This is a genomic window from Pseudomonas sp. (genome assembly GCF_051660785.1).
Taxonomy (GTDB): Bacteria; Pseudomonadota; Gammaproteobacteria; order Pseudomonadales; family Pseudomonadaceae; genus Aquipseudomonas.
This window is the reverse complement of sequence record NZ_JBOFQE010000031.1, coordinates 26,786-45,599: the sequence shown is the minus strand read 5'-3', so window position 1 is coordinate 45,599 and position 18,814 is coordinate 26,786. Positions and strand designations below refer to the sequence as shown.

Here is an 18,814-nt window from a genome sequence, read left to right as displayed (position 1 = left end):
TCAACGTGCGACCTACCTGACATCGTGGCTGCACGAGTACAACTGGCATCGCCCGCATGCCAGCCTGAGTTATTTGCCACCGATTAGCCGAATAGCATCCGTGAACAACGTGGTGGGTTTACACAGCTAGCTCCCACATTGGAATGCATTCCCCTGTGGGAGTTAGCCTGCTGGCGATGGGGCCCACAAATTCACCGCACATCCCTTTCCCTGCCCATTTTGAAACATCTGCCGACGACCCGGGTCCATTGCAGCTGCTAGGCTCCTCCCCAGGCCTTACTCGACAGACTCTTGCCCATGCTCGCGCGCCTGCTGTTTTTCTGTGGTCTTTTCATGGCCTCCACCTCGGCTGTGTCCATGACGATCTACAAGTCCAAAGACGCCAATGGCGTGGTCTCCTATAGCGACCGCCCCACGAAAGGCTCCCAGGTGTTCGTTTTTCGTGATCGCATGGTCGAGCACCTTGAGGGTCAGGTGTACCTCGATATCAAAAAGCAGAAGGGCGTGGACAACATCTACGTGCGCAACGACCTGTACGCGCCGGTCGAGATCGAGCTGAGTTTTGCCGGGCTGAACAACGTCAGCGGTGCGCCGAGCCGGCCGATTCGCCGGGTGATGCCAGCGCGCAGCAACATCCGTCTGGCGCTGCTCACGGCGACGAAGGCCGGAAGGCCGTTGGCGTACACCCCAAGGTTCGAATATTCACTGGGCGACCCTTCAGGGGCCACCATGGCCTATCGGTATCCGTTGCCCTGGCGTGGCGGGCCGTTTCGCTTGAGTCAGGGCGCCAACGGCCAGTACAGCCATTTCGGCGCCAAGAATCGTTACGCCATGGACATCGCCATGCCCGAAGGCACGCCGATCATTGCCGCGCGTGGCGGGGTGGTGGTGAAAACCGAGAATGCCCAGACCGGGCGCGGGACTGATCCGTCGGGCAACTTCGTGCGGGTGCTGCACGATGACGGCACCATGGGCGTGTACCTTCACCTCAAGCAAGGCTCGGTCAGCGTTCGCGAGGGGCAACGGGTAGCGGTGGGGAGTGCGCTGGCACTGTCGGGCAATACCGGCAACAGCAGCGGGCCGCATCTGCACTTCGTGGTGCAGCGCAATACGGGGTTGGGGCTGGTATCGATTCCGTATCAGTTCAATCAGCCGGTCGGGGCGTTGCCCAACTTTGCGTTGGGCAAGCAGTGATGTGTTGCCTGTGTTGACGCTATCGCGAGCAGGCTCGCTCCCACAGGGTTATGCGTAGCCCTTGTGGGAGCGAGCCTGCTCGCGATGGGATCGACCCGGTTCCGGATCAGCGCATCAATCCAGCATCAACACCTTGGCCAGAATGATCTTCGGCCCTTTCATCTTCTTGATGATGATCCGCAAACCTTCGACTTCCAGCACTTCCTCCTCTTCCGGCACCCGTTTCAGGGTTTCGTAGATCAGCCCGGCGAGTGTTTCTGCTTCGATGTGGTCCAGGTCGATGCCCAGCAGGCGTTCAACCTTGAACAGCGGCGTATCGCCACGGACCAACAGCTTGCCCGGCTGATACGCGAGAATGCCGCGCTCGGCCTTGCGGTGTTCGTCCTGAATGTCGCCGACCAACACCTCAAGCACGTCCTCCATGGTCAGGTAACCGATGATGTTGCCATCGGCCTCTTCGACCAGGGCAAAGTGCGAACCACCTTTACGGAACTGCTCCAGCAACTGCGACAGCGGCATGTGACGCGACACGCGCTCCAGCGGCCGGGTCAGCTCGGCGAGGTTGAACGACTCGGGGATATGGTCCAGGGCCGCCAATTCCAGCAGCAAATCCTTGATGTGCAGCAGGCCGACGAACTCCTGGCTGTCGCTGTCGTACACCGGGTAACGGCTGAACTTGTGGCGACGGAACATCGCCAGGATTTCCTTGAGCGGCGCGTTGAACTCCAGCGTCACCAGATCTTCCCGGGAGTTGGCCCAGTCGACCACTTCCAGCTCGCCCATTTCCACCGCCGAGGCCAACACACGCATGCCTTGGTCGCTCGGGTCCTGGCCACGGCTGGAGTGCAGGATCAGTTTCAGTTCTTCACGGCTGTAATGGTGCTCGTGATGCGGGCCGGGTTCACCCTGGCCGGCGATCCGCAGGATCGTGTTGGCGCTGGCGTTGAGCAGGTAGATCGCCGGGTACATGGCCCAGTAGAACAGGTACAGCGGCACTGCGGTCCACAGCGACAGCAGCTCGGGTTTGCGGATGGCCCAGGATTTCGGCGCCAGCTCGCCGACCACGATGTGCAGGTACGAAATGATGAAGAACGCCGTAAAGAACGACACGCCTTTGACCACTTCGGCGGACTCGACGCCAACGGCGCTCAGCACCGGTTCGAGGATGTGCGCAAACGCCGGCTCACCGACCCAGCCGAGGCCCAGGGAGGCGAGGGTGATACCCAATTGGCACGCCGAGAGGTACGCATCGAGCTGACTGTGAACGGTGCGCAGGATGTGTCCGCGCCAGCCGTTTTTTTCAGCGATGGCCTCGACCCGGGTCGAGCGCAACTTGACCATGGCGAATTCCGCCGCAACGAAAAAGCCGTTGAGCAAAACCAGGATCAGAGCAAAAAGAATCATGCCGAAATCGGCGAAGAGTGTCGCGAGGGTCAAGCCAGGGGAAGGGTCCATGATGGAGTTTTGCGGGTTCCGTGTATTCGAAAGGAAAGAAAAAAGTGCACCTGAAAGGCAGGCACAAGTCAGCCAATGTAGCGGCTGACCGGGCGATTGCCTAGTGGCGAGTGCTGGCCGGTATCAGTCGGCGGTGCTGATGACCCGGGTTTTCGTGACCTGGGCAGGTGCGAAATGACAGGTAAACGTGCTGCCATGCCCCGGCACACTGCTGATTTCCATCCGCGCGCGATGCCGTAGCAATACGTGTTTGACGATCGCAAGACCCAGGCCGGTGCCTCCGGTGTTGGAGTTGCGGCTGGAGTCGACGCGGTAAAATCGTTCGGTCAGACGCGGCAGGTGTTTGCTGTCGATGCCGATGCCGGAATCCTGCACGCTCAAGTGTGCGCCTTGCTCATCGCCCCACCAGCGAATGCGGATATTGCCTTCGGCCGGGGTGTATTTCACTGCGTTGAACACCAGGTTGGAAAACGCGCTGCGCAACTCGGCCTCACTGCCTTTGAGCAGAATCGTCGGATCGGCCTCCAGGGTGATGCGCTGGTTTTTCTGTCCGGACAATTGCTGGGCGTCGCTCATGATCGATTGCAACAAACCGTCGATGGCCACGGGCTGATTGTCCGACGGGTAATCTGTGGCTTCCAGCTTGGCCAGCAACAGCAAGTCGTTGAGCAAGGTTTGCATGCGCCCGCCTTGCTGCTGCATTTGCTGCAGGGCACGAGTCCAGCGCGGGTTCACTTCCTCGACGTTGTCGAGCAGGGTTTCCAGGTAGCCGCAGATCACCGTCAGCGGTGTGCGCAATTCGTGAGACACGTTGGCGATGAAGTCTTTGCGCATCTGTTCCAGCTGATGGATGCGCGTCACGTCACGCACCAGCATCAAGTGTTCGTTGTTGCCGTAGCGAGTGATGTACAACTGAATGCGCAGGCGATCGTTGATCGGTGACGGGATTTCCAGCGGTTCGGCGTAGCTGTCCTGCTCGAAGTATTCCTTGAAGCGCGGATGGCGTACCAGGTTGGTGACCGGCTGACCGCTGTCTTGCGGCGTCTTGAGGCCGAGCAGGGTTTCGGCGGCGCGGTTCCACCATTCCAGGTTGCCATCGCTGTCGAGCATGATGACGGCGTCTTTCAGGGCAGCGGTGGATTCCTGAACTCGATCGATCACCGCTTGCAGACGTCCACGCACGCGTTGGTCACGGCGCTGCAGGTGATAGATGCTGTCGAACACTTCGCCCCACAGCCCATAGCCGTCGGGTGGTGCTTCGTCGGGTTTGTGCAGCCGCAGCCATTCGTGCAGCCGCAGCAATTGCTTGAGGGTCCAGGCCAGGTAAAGGCCCAGGCCCGCGGCGAGGCTCCAGCCGTAGTAGCCGGTAATCAGGCCGATCACCAAACAGCCGGTCACCAGCAACAACATGTGGCGAATCAGGGTGCCATGCCAGTTCTGGTTCAATTGAACACGCGTCCTTGTCAGCTTGTCGGGCGGTAAAGGTCTTGGTCAGGCTTTGGTCGAAAAGCGGTAACCGGTGCCGCGCACGGTTTGTACCAGATTCTCGTAGGCATCGCCGAGGGCTTTGCGCAGGCGGCGGATGTGCACGTCGACGGTGCGCTCTTCGACATAAACGTTGCCGCCCCAGACCTGATCCAGCAACTGGCCACGGGTGTAGGCACGTTCCTGGTGGGTCATGAAGAATTGCAGCAGGCGGTATTCGGTCGGTCCCATCTCGGCGGGTTTGCCGTCGATGGTCACGCGGTGGCTGATCGGGTCGAGCAGCAGGCCGCCGACTTCGATCGGCGTCTCGCCATCGGTAGGACCTGCGCGGCGCAGCACGGCTTTAAGGCGCGCCACCAGCTCCCGGGGGGAAAACGGCTTGGTGATGTAATCGTCAGCACCGACTTCCAGGCCCTGGATCTTGTTGTCCTCTTCGCCCTTGGCGGTGAGCATGATGATCGGGATGTCCCCGGTCAGCTCATCGCGCTTGAGGCGCCGGGCCAGCTCGATGCCGGACGTGCCGGGCAGCATCCAGTCGAGCAGGATCAGGTCCGGCTTGCGGTCGACAATGATGGCATGGGCCTGTTGCGAGTTCTCAGCCTCCAGGCAGTCATAGCCGGCCATTTCCAACGCAACGGCGATCATTTCGCGAATGGGCGCTTCGTCGTCGACGATCAGAATGCTCCTGCCAACCATGCCTTAATCCTCTTGTCATTTAACTGTCTTGCGCCGCATTAGATAACGGAATTATTGCAGTCGTGTGACAGTATTTTAGTCGACCGGCGATTGTCATGATCCTGAACTAAGCTCTAAGTCCGAATCCTGACAACCACAAAAGGAAGGTTTCCATGAAGCACATCGCTCAATCCTGGAAGGCTCTGCTGGTTACCGTTGCGCTGACGCTACCGACAATGGCCTTCGCTGAAGACCCTGGCATGGTTAAAGACGGCATGTTGGTCGACCACAAAGGCATGACGTTGTACACCTTCGACAACGACACGGGCGGCAAGTCGGCGTGCACCGGCAAGTGCGCAGAGAACTGGCCGCCATTGATGGCCAAGGCGACTGACAAGGATGAAGGCAAGTGGACCATCATCAAGCGTGACGACGGCACGATGCAGTGGGCATTCGACGGCAAGCCGCTGTACTACTTCGTTCAGGACAAGAAGCCAGGAGACATGACGGGCGACAAGAAGATGGACAAGTGGCACATCCTCCAAGGGCCGAAAATGTAAGCCTGTAGCAGCTGGCTAAGCCCGTGGCGAGGGAGCTTGTTCCCGCTCGAGTGCGCAGCACTCGCAGATGTTGGGTCCGCTTCGCGGCCCAGCGGGAGCAAGCTCCCTCGCCACAGGGCTTTGTGTTTCTTCAGCGCGTCGCGTAATCCAGCACAATCCCCACAAAAATCGCCAACCCCGCCCAGTGGTTGTGCAAAAACGCCTTGAAGCAACGCATCCGGTCCTTGCTACGGGTGTACCAGAACTCCCACGCAAAACAGCCCGCCGCCGCCAACAATCCCAGGTGGAACCAGCCGCCCAACTCGAATTTCGATCCGGCCAGCAAAAGACAACCCAGCGCCAACCCTTGCAGGATCAGAATGATCACCCGGTCTGCTTCGCCAAATAGAATCGCCGTGGATTTCACGCCGATCTTCAAGTCGTCGTCGCGGTCGGTCATCGCGTAATAGGTGTCGTAGCCCACGGTCCACAGCAGGTTGGCGATCCACAGCAACCATGCGGCTGCCGGCAGTTCACCGGTTTCGGCGGTGAACGCCATCGGCATGCCCCAGGAGAACGCGGCGCCCAACACCACTTGCGGGTAATAGGTGTAGCGCTTCATGAACGGGTAAGTGAAAGCCAGTGCCAAACCCCCGAACGACAACCAGATCGTGGCCGCGTTGGTGCACAACACCAGCAGGAAACTCACGCCCATCAGCAATGCAAAGAACACCAGCGCTTCTTTAGAGCTGATCTTGCCGCTCGGCAGCGGGCGCTGTTCGGTACGCTTTACATGGCCGTCGACCTTACGGTCCGCCCAGTCATTGATCACGCAGCCCCCAGCGCGGGTCAGCACCACGCCGAGCACGAAGATCACTACGTTGGCCAGCGACGGCGAACCTTTACCGGCAATCCACAACGCCCACAGCGTCGGCCACAGCAACAGATAAATGCCGATGGGTTTGTCCATGCGGGTCAGCTGAATGAAATCCCAGGCCCGAGGGTTCAAGCGGTTCAGGGACTTGAGCAGGCTCTGATACATCAACAGTTCTCCGGGTGGGCGCGGGTGGCGAGCCACAAGGTCGGCAGGAAGATCTCGGCCACCAGCACGCTCAAGGTGCCACGGTCGAAACGCGAGCGACGGCCCCACAGTTCGGGTGCCCGGGACTCCAGCGGCAGCCATTCTTGAGGATAGTGACAAACCTCGATGGCGCGACGCTGGAACGCCTGATCGCAAAACAGCAATTCACCCAGGGAACGGCTGCCCAATTCATCCATGTGCAAGCCGTCGCCCTGCAAGGCACTGCGCGCCGCGACGCTTCGGGCAAACACCCAGGCCTCGCCGTGACCGCGCAGATACACCTCGCGCACCCAGCCTTCGCTGCCTTCCTCCAGCTCCAGCGCGGCACATTCGTCGGCGCGCAGCGTCTGCCAGCCTTCAAACAGCGGCGTGACGCTGAAGCCGTCATTCGACAAACGGATCAGGCGTCGGGTCAGAGAGCCTTCGTCGAACAGCCAGTCGAGGGTAGACGTGTCGGGGAGGGGCGTCAGTTGGCTTTGAGGGAGCCACAGTGGGGTCGCGGAGGGGAATTTTGAGTGCGGCACAGTGAGTCATTATTGGCAGCAAATGAGGCGGCGAGCTTACCATGTCAGCCAGCGATTTTGATTGGTCCGGGCCGCCGTTGCGCCGAACAGGCTTGCATCTGCCGGGCCCGATCAGTACAAAACGCCCCTGAGCCGGACGGCATCGATCCACCTGGCGACCGTCCGCGCCGGCAATAAGCCTGAATCCTGAGGAAGTACCTGAATGAAAAAGTGGCAATGTGTGGTCTGCGGCCTGATTTATAACGAAGCCGACGGCTGGCCGGACGACGGCATTGCGCCGGGCACGCTGTGGCAAGACGTGCCGGAAGACTGGCTGTGCCCGGACTGCGGCGTCGGCAAGATGGATTTCGAAATGATCGAAATCAACTAAGACATTTGAGGAGTAAGGAATGAACGCACCTGTCGTGATCGTCGGCACCGGGCTGGCTGGCTACAACCTGGCCCGCGAGTTTCGCAAGCTCGATGGCGAAACGCCGCTGCTGCTGATTACCGCCGATGACGGACGCTCCTACTCCAAGCCGATGCTCTCCACCGGTTTCGGCAAGAACAAAGACGCGGACGGCCTGAGCATGGCCGAACCGGGCGCCATGGCCGAGCAATTGAAGGCCGAAGTGCGTACCCACACGCGCATCAGCGGCATCGATCCGGGCCATAAACGCCTGTGGATCGGTGAGGAATCGGTGATTTATCGCGACCTGATCCTGGCTTGGGGCGCGGAAACCGTGCGGGTGCCTATCGAAGGCGATGCAACGGATGTGGTTTTCCCGATCAACGACCTGGAAGATTACGCACGCTTTCGTGCCGCCGCGGCGGGCAAGCGCCGGGTGTTGCTGCTCGGTGCCGGCCTGATCGGCTGCGAATTCGCCAATGACTTGATCCTCGGGGGCTTCGAGGTGCAACTGGTTGCACCGTGCGAGCAAGTCATGCCGACCCTGTTGCACCCGGCGGCAGCTGCGGCCGTTCAGGCCGGGCTCGAAAGCCTCGGCGCGCGCTTCCACCTTGGGCCGGTGCTCAATCGCTTGCAGCGCGTCGCGGACGGCGTGGAAGCGCATCTGTCCGATGGTCAGGTGATTCCCTGCGACGTGGTGGTCTCGGCCATTGGCCTGCGTCCCCGTATCGATCTGGCGGCAGCGGCCGGTGTGCAGGTCAATCGTGGCGTGGTGGTCGATCGCCATCTGAAAACCTCCCACGCCAATATCTATGCGCTGGGCGACTGCGCCGAGGTCGATGGGCTGAATCTGTTGTACGTCATGCCCCTCATGAGCTGTGCGAGAGCGCTGGCGCAAACCCTTGCCGGCAACCCTACCGCCGTGAGTTATGGCCCGATGCCGATTACCGTGAAAACCCCGGTCTGTCCGTTGGTGGTTTCGCCGCCACCACGGGGCGCCGAGGGCGTCTGGACCGTCGAAGGGCAGGGCGCGGACATCAAAGTTTTGTGCCGTGATGCCAGCGGAAAACTGCTCGGTTATGCCCTGACAGGCGCGGCGGTGATGGAAAAACTGGCCCTCAACAAAGAGCTTCCGGCACTGCTGGCGTAAATACCGGTCGTTCTGTCGGAATCACCCCGCTTTTGCCCCTACAAAGGTCGCGCCGAGACTGGCGCGGCTCTTCCGTGCGTGCCATTCTCACTCCCGTCTGCCGCAGAGTAGAGCACCTGCGGCGCCTTGGGCGCTGTTCCAACGAGAACAGCACGGACATAACAACAAAAAACCGTCAAAGGGGCTTCACTAATGCGTAAACCAGAACTCGCCGCCGCCATCGCGGAAAAAGCAGATCTCACCAAAGAGCAGGCCAACCGCGTTCTCAACGCCGTTCTCGAAGAAATCACCGGAGCCCTGCACCGCAAGGACAGCGTGACGCTGGTCGGCTTCGGCACCTTCCTGCAACGCCACCGCGGTGCCCGCACCGGCAAAAACCCGCAAACCGGTGAGCCTGTCAAAATCAAGGCCAGCAACACTGTTGCGTTCAAGCCAGGCAAATCATTGAAAGACAGCGTTAATCCATAATTGCGGCGAACTCCCTGAATAACGGGGAGAACCGTATTGAAAAATGGGCACACCGATTGAGTCGGGTGCCCATTTTTTATGGGCGGCGTTCAGTTTCTGTATATGTTTCGTGGACTGATTAATACAGGTTGGAAAACAACTGTCCACAGCTCCAATTGTTTGCGAAACGCCTTACAAAAATAATGCTGTATATAAAGTGCCATCATTTTGCTGGCACTTTATTAATGCTCTGTTGTCCGCGTTGGTTTGTTCGCAGATGACAGCAATCTTTCGGATCATTCCTACATTCATCCTCCTCTATTGTTGGCATGCTTCACGTCCGCCATTGGGGGAGGTGTCGGCCACGGCTTGATGAAAGTTTTACCGGCCGCTCTGCCTCAATGGTTTCAGGGCTATCGGCTGGAGGGGTAAATATTAAATCGGTATCAGGGAATCCCCTTGCGCATATAGGGAGATCTCCTACACGCAATAAACAACAGTTCGTCTTGTTGTTTAATCAGATGCTTGCTAGTGGCCATCATTGTGATTACGATGCGCCCACTTGAAAGAGCACGAACTCAATTGGATGAGACTCATCGCAGCTCTTTGATACTGTCCCGCGCCCCTGCAACTGCAATTGGCGTTCGACCGTAATCCTAAATAAAGGCCATGGATGTCCTACTCAAGCAAACTTTCTGCTCATTACCTTGATCTCGCAAAAGCCTCTGTTTCCAAAGAGAATTTCGCGGGCGAGGACGTTCGCTTTTCGAGCGAATATGAAGCACTCGAAAGCGAGCTGGCGAAAGCTTCGTCCATGCACGAAAGCGGTCAGATCGACTGGCTGAAAATCCGTGAAAACAGCGAAAACCTGCTGCGCACCCAGTCCAAGGATTTGCGGGTCGGCGCCTGGCTGACCTGGGCCTTGTACCAGCGCGAATCGTTCCAGGGCCTGCTGGCCGGCCTTGGTCTGCTGCACCATCTGTGCGAAAACCACTGGGCCGACGTTCACCCGAGCAAGGCCCGTACCCGCTCCGCTGCGATCAGTTGGCTGGTGCCGCGTCTCGAGCAGGTGCTGACCGAAAACGTCGCGATCAAAGAGCAGTTGCCGATGTTCCGGCGGCTGGTCGAACACCTTGAAGGCCTCGATGCCGCCTGCACCGAGCACCTGGGCGACGATGCGCCGCTGCTGCTGCCAATCTCCCGCCGCCTGAAAAACATGGTGCAACGCGCCGCCGACAACCAGCCGGAACCCGGCGTGGTGGGCGCTGCGGTGGCCCAGGTCAAACAGGCCGCCACGCAACTGTTCACCCCCGGCGCACCGATCGACAACGAAAAAGAAGCCCACAAGGCCCTGCGCGCCCAGCAGGAAAGCGCGCGTCCATTGTGTGCCTGGTGGCTCAAGCAGAAAGCCACCGACCTGCGCGCCCTGCGCCTCAATCGCACGCTGTTGTGGCTGCCCATCGACGCGGTGCCTGAGCGCAACGCCGAGCAAATCACCGTGCTGCGCGGCTTGCCCGCCGACAAGCTCAAGGCCTATCAGGACCGTTACGATCAGGCCAAATACGCCGATCTGCTGGTGGAACTGGAGGCGAGCCTGGCGAAGGCGCCGTTCTGGTTCGACGGCCAGCGAATGGTCTGGGAATGCCTCCAGGGCTTGAACGCCGAGATGGCCATGCGCGAAGTGGAAATCCACTTCGCGCTTTTGATTCAGCGCCTGCCCGGCATCGTCGAATTGCGTTTCCACGACGGCGCGCCGTTCGCCGATCCAGCCACTCGCGCCTGGATCAGCGCCAACGTCATGCCGCACCTGCAAAGCGCCAGTGCGCCGCGCAAGGTCGAAGTCGCCGATACCCAGCCAGCCTGGGAAGTGGCCCTCGAAGAAGTGATGCCGATCCTGCGCAAGGACGGCCTCAAGGCTGCCGTGCAGATCCTTAAGCAGGGCCTGCAAAGCGCCCACGGCGGACGCGTCCGATTCTTCTGGCAGTTCGCCCTCGCGCGGCTGTGCTTCATGGCCAAGAAATACGAACTGGCCAAGACCCAACTCGAAACACTCGACCAAACATTACAGGACTCAGGTCTGAACGCCTGGGAGCCCGATCTTGCGCTGGAAGTGCTGCATTTACTGCATAGCTGCTGCGAGTTGTTGCCGCAGAACCATGCCGTACGTGAACGCAAGGAAGAGATTTATCGCAGGCTGTGCCACCTCGATCTCGAAGTGGTACTCGAATAGGCCCCAGGGCCACAACCGCAAGGAGAAAAGCCATGGCCAAAGAAGGCTCGGTAGCCCCCAAGGAACGCATCAACGTCACTTTCAAACCTGCCACCGGTGGTGCCCAGGAAGAGATCGAACTGCCGTTGAAACTACTGGCAATCGGTGACTACACCCACCGCAAGGACGAACGCAAAGTCGAAGATCGCAAGCCGATCAGCATCGACAAGATGACGTTTGACGAAGTGCTGGCCAAGCAAGAGCTGAGCCTGACACTGAGCGTGCCGAACCGTCTTCAGGAAGAAGGTGACACTGAAGAACTGGCCGTGAAACTGCGCGTCAACTCGATGAAGGACTTCAACCCGGCCTCGCTGGTCGAGCAAGTGCCCGAGCTGAAAAAACTGATGGAACTGCGCGACGCGCTGGTGGCCCTCAAAGGCCCGCTGGGTAACGCGCCTGCGTTCCGCAAAGCTATCGAAGGCGTTCTCGCCGACGACGAATCCCGCGGTCGCGTACTGGGTGAGCTGGGCCTGAACGCCGCAGCCCAGGACGCCCCCCAGAACGTCTGAGCCACCATCAGCCAAGGAAGCCAACAATGAGCACTAGCGCAGCACAGCAAAAGAGCAAAGAGAACGGCGAATACAGCATTCTCGACAGCATCATCGCCGAAACCCGCCTGACGCCGGACGACGAAGCCTACGACATCGCCAAGCGCGGTGTGTCGGCCTTCATCGAAGAGCTGCTCAAGCCGCAGAACAACGGTGAGCCGGTCAAGAAGGCAATGGTTGACCGCATGATCGCCGAGATCGATGCCAAGCTCAGCCGCCAGATGGACGAAATCCTGCACCACCCTGACTTCCAGTCCCTGGAATCGTCGTGGCGTGGCCTGCAGTTGCTGGTCGACCGCACCAACTTCCGCGAAAACATCAAGATTGAAATCCTCAACGTCTCCAAAGAAGACCTGCTGGACGATTTCGACGATTCGCCGGAAGTGATGCAATCGGGCCTGTACAAGCACATCTACACCGCTGAATACGGTCAGTTCGGTGGTCAGCCGGTAGGCGCGATCATCGCCAACTACTTCATGTCCCCAAGCTCGCCGGACGTGAAACTGATGCAGTACGTGTCCAGCGTTGCCTGCATGTCCCACGCGCCGTTCATCGCTGCGGCCGGCCCGAAATTCTTCGGCCTGGAAAGCTTCACCGGCCTGCCGGACCTGAAGGATCTGAAAGATCACTTCGAAGGCCCGCAATTCGCCAAATGGCAGAGCTTCCGCCAGTCGGAAGACTCCCGCTACGTTGGCCTGACCGTGCCGCGTTTCCTGCTGCGTAACCCGTACGACCCGGAAGAAAACCCGGTCAAATCGTTCGTGTACAAAGAAACCGTCGCCAACAGCCACGAGCACTACCTGTGGGGCAACACCGCCTACGCGTTCGGCACCAAGCTGACCGACAGCTTCGCCAAATTCCGCTGGTGCCCGAACATCATCGGCCCGCAGAGCGGTGGCGCGGTTGAAGACCTGCCGTTGCACCACTTCGAAAGCATGGGCGAAATCGAAACCAAGATTCCTACCGAGGTTCTGGTCAGCGACCGTCGTGAATACGAACTGGCCGAGGAAGGCTTCATTTCCCTGACCATGCGCAAAGGCTCCGACAATGCGGCGTTCTTCTCCGCAAGCTCGGTGCAGAAGCCGAAGTTCTTCGGCATCAGCGCAGAAGGCAAGGCGGCAGAGCTGAACTACAAGCTCGGCACCCAACTGCCGTACATGATGATCGTCAACCGGCTGGCTCACTACTTGAAAGTGCTGCAGCGCGAGCAACTCGGTTCGTGGAAAGAACGTACCGACCTCGAGCTGGAACTCAACAAGTGGATCCGCCAGTACGTGGCCGACCAGGAAAACCCGAGCGCCGAAGTCCGTGGCCGTCGTCCACTGCGCGCTGCCCAGATCATCGTCAGCGATGTCGAAGGCGAGCCTGGCTGGTACCGCGTCAGCCTGAACGTGCGTCCGCACTTCAAGTACATGGGTGCCGATTTCACCCTGTCGCTGGTTGGCAAGCTGGACAAAGAGTAAGCGGAGCCTGACTCATGACTGGATACGGCAGCCTTTTCGAACGCCTGGGTGGCGACGCGGACAAACGCGTCGGCTGGAGCCGCGAGGTCTCCGCCATGGCGTCCGTGGCTGCCCATCTGGCCAAGATGCTCAGCACCCGTGCGGGCAGCGTGCAAACGCTGTCCGATTACGGGCTACCCGATCTCAATGACATGCGTCTGAGCCTGCACGACTCCCTGAGTCAGGCCCGTCTGGCCATCGAAAATTTCATCGAAGCCTACGAGCCACGCCTGAGCAATGTGCGTGTCATCTCCCTGCCGCGTGATCACGATCAGCTTCGTCTGTCCTTCAGCATCGAAGGCCTGCTGGAAGTTGATGGTTTCAAGCGCCAGGTCAGTTTCGCCGCGCGCCTGGATGGCAGCGGTCAAGTCAAGGTCAACTAAGGAGATTCGTATGTCCGGCAAACCAGCAGCACGCGTATCCGACCCCACCGCTTGCCCGCTCCCCGGCCACGGCACCAACCCGATCGCCGCCGGTTCCGGCGACGTCTTCTTCGACGGCCTCGCGGCCGCCCGCCAAGGCGATGCCTCGGCGTGTGGTGGTGCGATGGTTGGCGGGTTGGCGACGACGGTTTTGATCAATGGGAAACCGGCCGCGACGGTGGATTCCGTTGGGACTCATGGCAACAAGGTTACGGCTGGGTCCGGGACGGTGATTATCGGGAATTCGCATTCGGCGGTGCCGTTTGTGGCGCCGTTGCCGGTAGTGCTGCAGTGGCCTTTCACTCAGCAATTTATAGTGCGTGATCCCAAAACCGGAGCTCCCATAGCTGAGCGTGCTTATACCTTGCGTACAGCCTCTGGGAAGGAACTTAAAGGGATCACGGATGCGCAAGGCAAGACGGCAGCGATGGCCTCTGACTCGGCGGAAAGCGTCACGCTCACGTTCGACCCACAGTCCTCTCTCGTGATTGCATAAGGGATTCTCACATGACAGCTCCAGCCCCTGTCACGGCACAACTCACTCCCTCGTCTGATACAAAATGCGTGGAAGCGACTGTTGAAGATTTCAAAATTACAGACATTCCCGGTGTGATGTCGAAGCTTGGCTGGAAGGAATCTGCTCGAATCATGCAGCGCTGGTTCGACGGTGATGGATTTGTCATGAGTTCAGACGAAAAAGAAGGACGTCTTGCACTTGACAAGATCACTCAGGAAAAACTGTTTGGGGATCTTGATTTTGATTGGCTAACCAGTGCATCTCCACACACCGGCGTGATTATTGATGAGTTGAATGCAAAGTTATCAAGTGCAAGTCAATACAATGAGGTTATTGGTCGAAAGAGTGGTTTTCCGAGTCAGCTGACACCCGGCCTTTTGCAGTTTATGACTCGCATGCGCAAACTTGGAATTTTTGATGAGCAAAATCAAGATCTCGTTATGGGGTTTCATGATTTTAGCGGGCTTGATGCGATAGGGTTGGAAACAACTACACAGGCTAATTTTAGACCCATCGGATTATCGGTCACTGAGAAGAAAGATAATCCGATGGACGATGTATACGGTGCTCTCGGTGGTTTTATAGTAAAAATTGCAATCACCAAGTTTTCTACTGCACCTAAAACCAAAAATAGTGCTGCTTCTTTGCGTATCCATGAAGTCGGTTGCTATATCCGTGATACCTACGACTTCCTGAATGAAGACGGCAAGGATCAGTTGCTGGGTTACTGGAATTCGGAAGGTGTCATCAAGCCTGACTACTACGAGTACCTCAGCGGGCCAGCTAGCGTAGAGCGTGAGGGAAAGAAATACTTCAAGGTTACTAACGATAGCTTTAACTGCTACCGGGCACAGCATGGCAAAGGCGGGGATTTGTTTGTCTATTCCAACGTGAAAAAAATCCCCACTTCCATTCTTATCTACTTATCTGCCGCGGATTTTGCTGAGTATATGCAAAAAACTAATCGTCCGGCGGTTTCGCCATGAAGCTTAAAGTTAGAAGGCTTATTCTGATTTGTTTATTTGTCGTCATGATGCCGGTTTTGATTCTTTTTGGATTGAAACTACAAAGCTCGTGGGAAGCGCAACCAGTAAAAAAATACTGGAGCCCATCAGCGCAGTGCTATATCGCCAGATATGTTCCGAATTATCAGGCAGTTGGTATGGTGGGTCGTGTTCTGGAAATGTTTAGCAGTCAGTATTTTTATCGTGTGTATACCAAGGATGGAGAACTGCTCAAGACTTCTGAGTGGTATTTGTGGATGAGAGAGGGCAATGCCGGAGTTGCTCCTGAGTTTCAAGGAGAAATGGTGTTGTACCCCGGTGCAGATGGCTGGGAAAGTTGGATGGTTCCTGAATGTCGTTGAGGTTCGTAAATCAAGAAACCCCTTCTAGGTGTGATCGCCGTTGATCAGCCTTAGTCGTTTCAGGTTCTTGAAGATTGCCCTGTGGACACCCGCTGTCGTGTCCGTGGTTCTGTTGTTCCTCGATTGGTCAGAGGGATATTCGAGGGTTGCAGGCCGGGAGCAGTTCTTGGCGATTTACGTCCTGACATTTGGCATCCCTGCCTACATCGCCTTTGCCCTGTGGGCGACGCGAGTAATGAACGGGAAAACCGAACAGCAAATTTTGAGAGGTGTATGGCGCGCACCGTTGACGTTCATCCCTTTTTACGCCGCCCCATGGGTGATTTATGGATTGTCCCATGTGTTTTTGGGGAGCCTCGCCGGGTTCCCGATGATGTTTGGCTGGCTGGCTTTTCTGCCGTACCTGCTCATCGCCGGTTACGTAGTTGCCGGTCTGACAGTCGCGCTCTACAGGACAGTTTTTTCATGAGATCCACCACCAGGAAGGTACTCCGTGTCCTTTAACCACTACTACCAAAGCGAACTCACCGCACTTCGCCAGTTAGGTCGTCGATTCGCCGAGCGTAGCCCGGCGTTGGCACCTTTTCTCGGCCAGGCCGGGCGGGATCCAGACGTGGAGCGGTTGCTTGAGGGCTTCGCTTTCCTGACCGGACGCCTGCGCCAGAAGCTCGATGACGAGCTGCCGGAGCTCAGTCATTCCCTGATGCACCTGCTGTGGCCCAACTACATGCGGCCGCTGCCGGCGTTCAGCATTTTGCAGTTCGATCCGTTGAAGCGTTCGGGACCTGCGTTGATGGTCGAGCGCGACACGCCGGTCGAGAGCGTGCCAATCGATGACGTGCGTTGCCGCTTCCGCACCTGCTACCCGACCGAAGTCTTGCCGCTGGATCTGGCCGCGCTGAATTACTCGGTGAAGGGCGACGGTTCGTTGTTGAGCCTGCGTCTGGAGATGAGTGCTGACGGTCACCTTGGTGAGCTGGAGTTGAGCCGTCTGCGTCTGCACTTCGCGGGCGAGCGTTACATCAGCCAGATGCTGTACCTCAGCCTGTTGCGCAACCTGGAAGGCATCGAGTTGATCCCGCTGGACGGCGCCGGTAAGCCCATCAACGGCGTCAACGGCATGCCGATGGCGTTCAAGATGCCCGGCGACCGCGTACAGCCGGTGGGTTTTGCCGAAGAAGAAGCGTTGATCCCGTATCCGCTGAACACCTTCCGTGGCTATCGCTACTTGCAGGAATACTTCGCCTTCCAGGACAAGTTCCTGTTCGTCGACGTCAACGGCCTGGACATGCTCAAGGCATTGCCGGAAGACACGTTGAAGCAGATGCGCGGCCTCGAGCTGCGCTTCGACATTCGCAAGAGCGGCATCATGCGCATGCGTCCGACGCTGGACAACGTGAAGCTCTACTGCACGCCGATTGTGAATCTGTTCAAGCACGACGCCTTGCCGATCCGCCTCGACGGCAAGCAGGACGAATACCTGCTGCTGCCCGCCGAATTCGATCTGCAAAACTGCGGCGTGTTCTCGGTGGAAACCGTGACCGGCTGGAAGCCCGGCGGCCTCGGTTATCAGGAATACGTGCCGTTCGAATCCTTCGAGCACGACCCGAGTTTCGACGTGCCCAACAGCCGTCCGCATTACAGCATCCGCCAGCGTTCGTCGCTGTTGCACGACGGACTCGACACCTACCTGAGCTTCGGCATCCGCCACACCGAAGCTCACGAAACCCTGTCGATCGAGCTGATGTGCACCAACCAGAACCTGCCCAAAAAGCTCAAGCTCGGCGACATCAGCCAGGCCTGTGAAGAGACGCCGGAGTTCCTGAGTTTCCGCAACATCACTCCGGCTACCTCGAGTTACGCGCCACCGCTGAACCGTGACTTCCTCTGGAAGCTGATCAGCAACATGTCGCTCAACTACCTGTCGCTGGCCGACGTCAATGCGTTGAAGGTGATTCTGGAAACCTACGACCTGCCGCGCTACTACGACCAACACGCTGAAAAAGTCAGCAAACGCCTGCTGGGCGGGCTCAAGTCGATCAAGCACCAACACGTCGACCGGTTGCACCGGGGGTTGCCGGTTCGCGGGTTGCGCACCGAACTGACCATCGACCCGGAAGGGTATATCGGCGAGGGCGACCTGTTCGTTTTCGCCTCGGTTCTTAACGAGTTTTTCGCGCTTTACGCCAGTCTCAATTCGTACCACGAGCTGCGGGTAAAAAGCACACAGGGAGAGGTGTACCAATGGACACCACGTATGGGCCTTCAGCCGCTTCTTTAAGCGGACTGACCCGAGGAATACGCGAGTACTCGCTGTTTCAGGCCGTGCTGCTGGTGGTTGACCGGCTGCGCGAGGCTCACCCGCACCTGAGCCAGGACGATTTGTACGACCAGCTCGAATTCCAGGCCAACCCGAGCCTGGGTTTCCCTGGCAGCGACGTCGATCGCGTGGAGTTTTTCCACGAGCACGGGCAGATGCGCGCGCGCCTGCGTTTCAACCTGATCGGCCTGGTCGGCTCCGGTTCGCCGCTGCCGGCGTTCTACGGTGAACAGGCCCTGGGCGACAGCGAAGACGGCAACCCGACCCGCAACTTCCTCGACCTGTTTCACCATCGCCTGCAACGGCTGATGCTGCCGATCTGGCGTAAATACCGTTACCGCGCCAGTTTCGAGAGCGGCGCCCTCGACCCGTTCTCGGCGCAGCTGTTTGCCTTGATCGGCCTCGGCGGTGAAGAGATCCGCAAGGCCCAGGAACTGAACTGGAAACGCCTGCTGCCGTACCTCGGTTTGCTCAGCTTGCGCGCGCACTCAGCGGCGCTGATCGAAGCGGTGCTGCGTTACTACTTCAAGCACGCCGAACTGACCATCGAGCAGTGCATCGAGCGCCGCGTGGAAATTCTCGAAGAACAGCGCAATCGTTTGGGCCGCGCCAACAGCCTGCTCGGTGAAGACCTGGTGCTGGGCGAACACGTGCGCGACCGCAGCGGCAAATTCCGCATCCACATCCGCGAGCTCGACTGGCAACGCTTCCACGAATTCCTGCCGATCGGTTTCGGCTACCAGCCGCTGTGCGCGCTGGTGCGGTTCACCCTGCGTGACCCGCTCGATTACGACATTCGCCTGGTGTTGCGCCAGGAAGAAATCCGCGAACTGCGCATCGGTGAGCAAAACGCCTGTCGCCTGGGATGGACCAGTTGGCTGGGCCGCGAAAAAGCGGACGGCGTGGTGACCCTGGGCAGCAAAATTCATTAA

Annotated in this window: 21 protein-coding genes; 16 read left to right on the top strand and 5 right to left on the bottom strand. The window is 58.6% G+C overall.

What is annotated here, in order from left to right:
• Positions 1–130, top strand: a 130-nt coding sequence (locus tag ACRC4F_RS08045; protein ID WP_438657738.1) for an integrase core domain-containing protein, incomplete at its 5' end; no start/stop codon positions are given.
• 167 nt (positions 131–297) lie between these two features.
• Entirely contained in the window at positions 298–1,194 is an 897-nt protein-coding gene (locus ACRC4F_RS08040; protein WP_438658828.1) for a peptidoglycan DD-metalloendopeptidase family protein, read from the top strand.
• 114 nt (positions 1,195–1,308) lie between these two features.
• Here ACRC4F_RS08040 and ACRC4F_RS08035 read toward each other — a convergent pair whose 3' ends face one another.
• The 3 genes from ACRC4F_RS08035 to phoB form a co-directional block, all read right to left on the bottom strand.
• Positions 1,309–2,649 (bottom strand): hemolysin family protein, encoded by a 1,341-nt coding sequence (locus ACRC4F_RS08035; protein WP_438658827.1) that lies wholly within the window; start codon positions 2,647–2,649, stop codon positions 1,309–1,311.
• A gap of 123 nt (positions 2,650–2,772) precedes the next feature.
• Positions 2,773–4,059 carry a phosphate regulon sensor histidine kinase PhoR gene (phoR, locus tag ACRC4F_RS08030; RefSeq protein ID WP_438658830.1) on the bottom strand — a complete coding sequence of 429 codons (1,287 nt, stop codon included), beginning with the start codon at positions 4,057–4,059 and terminating at the stop codon, positions 2,773–2,775.
• 81 nt (positions 4,060–4,140) lie between these two features.
• Positions 4,141–4,830, bottom strand: a complete 690-nt coding sequence (phoB, locus tag ACRC4F_RS08025; protein ID WP_008150066.1) for a phosphate regulon transcriptional regulator PhoB — start codon at positions 4,828–4,830, stop codon at positions 4,141–4,143.
• A gap of 152 nt (positions 4,831–4,982) precedes the next feature.
• Here phoB and ACRC4F_RS08020 point away from each other — a divergent pair, with 152 nt between their 5' ends.
• Positions 4,983–5,369, top strand: coding sequence for a COG4315 family predicted lipoprotein (locus tag ACRC4F_RS08020; protein ID WP_438658826.1), 387 nt, complete (start codon positions 4,983–4,985; stop codon positions 5,367–5,369).
• Positions 5,370–5,499: 130 nt separating this feature from the next.
• Here ACRC4F_RS08020 and ubiA read toward each other — a convergent pair whose 3' ends face one another.
• Both ubiA and ACRC4F_RS08010 read right to left on the bottom strand, forming a co-directional pair.
• Positions 5,500–6,390 (bottom strand): 4-hydroxybenzoate octaprenyltransferase, encoded by an 891-nt coding sequence (gene ubiA, locus ACRC4F_RS08015; RefSeq protein ID WP_438658825.1) that lies wholly within the window; start codon positions 6,388–6,390, stop codon positions 5,500–5,502.
• A complete protein-coding gene (locus ACRC4F_RS08010; protein ID WP_438658824.1) occupies positions 6,390–6,953 on the bottom strand; it encodes a chorismate--pyruvate lyase family protein in 564 nt (187 codons plus the stop codon). The genes ubiA and ACRC4F_RS08010 overlap by 1 nt, the downstream gene beginning before the upstream one ends.
• Positions 6,954–7,155: 202 nt before the next feature.
• Here ACRC4F_RS08010 and ACRC4F_RS08005 point away from each other — a divergent pair, with 202 nt between their 5' ends.
• From ACRC4F_RS08005 to tssG, 13 genes are all read left to right on the top strand, one after another.
• Entirely contained in the window at positions 7,156–7,323 is a 168-nt protein-coding gene (locus ACRC4F_RS08005) for a rubredoxin (RefSeq protein WP_007954349.1), read from the top strand.
• A gap of 19 nt (positions 7,324–7,342) precedes the next feature.
• The gene (locus ACRC4F_RS08000; RefSeq protein WP_438658823.1) at positions 7,343–8,491 is read left to right on the top strand and encodes an NAD(P)/FAD-dependent oxidoreductase; all 1,149 of its coding nucleotides are present in this window, start codon (positions 7,343–7,345) and stop codon (positions 8,489–8,491) included.
• A gap of 192 nt (positions 8,492–8,683) precedes the next feature.
• On the top strand, positions 8,684–8,959 hold the full coding sequence (locus tag ACRC4F_RS07995; protein ID WP_003213368.1) for an HU family DNA-binding protein: 276 nt from the start codon (positions 8,684–8,686) through the stop codon (positions 8,957–8,959).
• Positions 8,960–9,611: 652 nt separating this feature from the next.
• On the top strand, positions 9,612–11,168 hold the full coding sequence (gene tssA / locus ACRC4F_RS07990) for a type VI secretion system protein TssA (protein WP_438658822.1): 1,557 nt from the start codon (positions 9,612–9,614) through the stop codon (positions 11,166–11,168).
• Between the two features lie 32 nt (positions 11,169–11,200).
• Positions 11,201–11,716, top strand: a complete 516-nt coding sequence (gene tssB, locus ACRC4F_RS07985) for a type VI secretion system contractile sheath small subunit (protein WP_438658821.1) — start codon at positions 11,201–11,203, stop codon at positions 11,714–11,716.
• A gap of 26 nt (positions 11,717–11,742) precedes the next feature.
• Entirely contained in the window at positions 11,743–13,218 is a 1,476-nt protein-coding gene (gene tssC / locus ACRC4F_RS07980; protein ID WP_109626782.1) for a type VI secretion system contractile sheath large subunit, read from the top strand.
• Between the two features lie 14 nt (positions 13,219–13,232).
• The gene (gene tssE, locus ACRC4F_RS07975) at positions 13,233–13,640 is read left to right on the top strand and encodes a type VI secretion system baseplate subunit TssE (RefSeq protein ID WP_008150080.1); all 408 of its coding nucleotides are present in this window, start codon (positions 13,233–13,235) and stop codon (positions 13,638–13,640) included.
• 10 nt (positions 13,641–13,650) lie between these two features.
• Positions 13,651–14,175 carry a PAAR domain-containing protein gene (locus tag ACRC4F_RS07970; RefSeq protein ID WP_438658820.1) on the top strand — a complete coding sequence of 175 codons (525 nt, stop codon included), beginning with the start codon at positions 13,651–13,653 and terminating at the stop codon, positions 14,173–14,175.
• 11 nt (positions 14,176–14,186) lie between these two features.
• The gene (locus ACRC4F_RS07965) at positions 14,187–15,182 is read left to right on the top strand and encodes a DUF6402 family protein (protein ID WP_438658819.1); all 996 of its coding nucleotides are present in this window, start codon (positions 14,187–14,189) and stop codon (positions 15,180–15,182) included.
• Positions 15,179–15,562 (top strand): hypothetical protein, encoded by a 384-nt coding sequence (locus ACRC4F_RS07960; protein WP_438658818.1) that lies wholly within the window; start codon positions 15,179–15,181, stop codon positions 15,560–15,562. The genes ACRC4F_RS07965 and ACRC4F_RS07960 overlap by 4 nt, the downstream gene beginning before the upstream one ends.
• Before the next feature lie 166 nt (positions 15,563–15,728).
• Positions 15,729–16,031, top strand: coding sequence for a hypothetical protein (locus ACRC4F_RS07955; protein WP_438658817.1), 303 nt, complete (start codon positions 15,729–15,731; stop codon positions 16,029–16,031).
• 24 nt (positions 16,032–16,055) lie between these two features.
• The gene (gene tssF / locus ACRC4F_RS07950) at positions 16,056–17,843 is read left to right on the top strand and encodes a type VI secretion system baseplate subunit TssF (RefSeq protein WP_438658816.1); all 1,788 of its coding nucleotides are present in this window, start codon (positions 16,056–16,058) and stop codon (positions 17,841–17,843) included.
• Complete coding sequence (gene tssG / locus ACRC4F_RS07945) at positions 17,807–18,814, top strand: type VI secretion system baseplate subunit TssG (RefSeq protein ID WP_438658815.1); 1,008 nt, start codon at positions 17,807–17,809, stop codon at positions 18,812–18,814. The genes tssF and tssG overlap by 37 nt, the downstream gene beginning before the upstream one ends.

What these genes read in the sequence shown, in the direction of transcription:
- ACRC4F_RS08040 (WP_438658828.1), top strand. Translation starts at nt 298, where the DNA reads ATGCTCGCGCGCCTGCTGTTTTTCTGTGGTCTTTTCATGGCCTCCACC.
- ACRC4F_RS08035 (WP_438658827.1), bottom strand. Translation starts at nt 2,649, where the DNA reads ATGGACCCTTCCCCTGGCTTGACCCTCGCGACACTCTTCGCCGATTTC.
- phoR (WP_438658830.1), bottom strand. Translation starts at nt 4,059, where the DNA reads ATGTTGTTGCTGGTGACCGGCTGTTTGGTGATCGGCCTGATTACCGGC.
- phoB (WP_008150066.1), bottom strand. Translation starts at nt 4,830, where the DNA reads ATGGTTGGCAGGAGCATTCTGATCGTCGACGACGAAGCGCCCATTCGC.
- ACRC4F_RS08020 (WP_438658826.1), top strand. Translation starts at nt 4,983, where the DNA reads ATGAAGCACATCGCTCAATCCTGGAAGGCTCTGCTGGTTACCGTTGCG.
- ubiA (WP_438658825.1), bottom strand. Translation starts at nt 6,390, where the DNA reads ATGTATCAGAGCCTGCTCAAGTCCCTGAACCGCTTGAACCCTCGGGCC.
- ACRC4F_RS08005 (WP_007954349.1), top strand. Translation starts at nt 7,156, where the DNA reads ATGAAAAAGTGGCAATGTGTGGTCTGCGGCCTGATTTATAACGAAGCC.
- ACRC4F_RS08000 (WP_438658823.1), top strand. Translation starts at nt 7,343, where the DNA reads ATGAACGCACCTGTCGTGATCGTCGGCACCGGGCTGGCTGGCTACAAC.
- ACRC4F_RS07995 (WP_003213368.1), top strand. Translation starts at nt 8,684, where the DNA reads ATGCGTAAACCAGAACTCGCCGCCGCCATCGCGGAAAAAGCAGATCTC.
- tssA (WP_438658822.1), top strand. Translation starts at nt 9,612, where the DNA reads ATGTCCTACTCAAGCAAACTTTCTGCTCATTACCTTGATCTCGCAAAA.
- tssB (WP_438658821.1), top strand. Translation starts at nt 11,201, where the DNA reads ATGGCCAAAGAAGGCTCGGTAGCCCCCAAGGAACGCATCAACGTCACT.
- tssC (WP_109626782.1), top strand. Translation starts at nt 11,743, where the DNA reads ATGAGCACTAGCGCAGCACAGCAAAAGAGCAAAGAGAACGGCGAATAC.
- tssE (WP_008150080.1), top strand. Translation starts at nt 13,233, where the DNA reads ATGACTGGATACGGCAGCCTTTTCGAACGCCTGGGTGGCGACGCGGAC.
- ACRC4F_RS07970 (WP_438658820.1), top strand. Translation starts at nt 13,651, where the DNA reads ATGTCCGGCAAACCAGCAGCACGCGTATCCGACCCCACCGCTTGCCCG.
- ACRC4F_RS07965 (WP_438658819.1), top strand. Translation starts at nt 14,187, where the DNA reads ATGACAGCTCCAGCCCCTGTCACGGCACAACTCACTCCCTCGTCTGAT.
- ACRC4F_RS07960 (WP_438658818.1), top strand. Translation starts at nt 15,179, where the DNA reads ATGAAGCTTAAAGTTAGAAGGCTTATTCTGATTTGTTTATTTGTCGTC.
- tssG (WP_438658815.1), top strand. Translation starts at nt 17,807, where the DNA reads ATGGACACCACGTATGGGCCTTCAGCCGCTTCTTTAAGCGGACTGACC.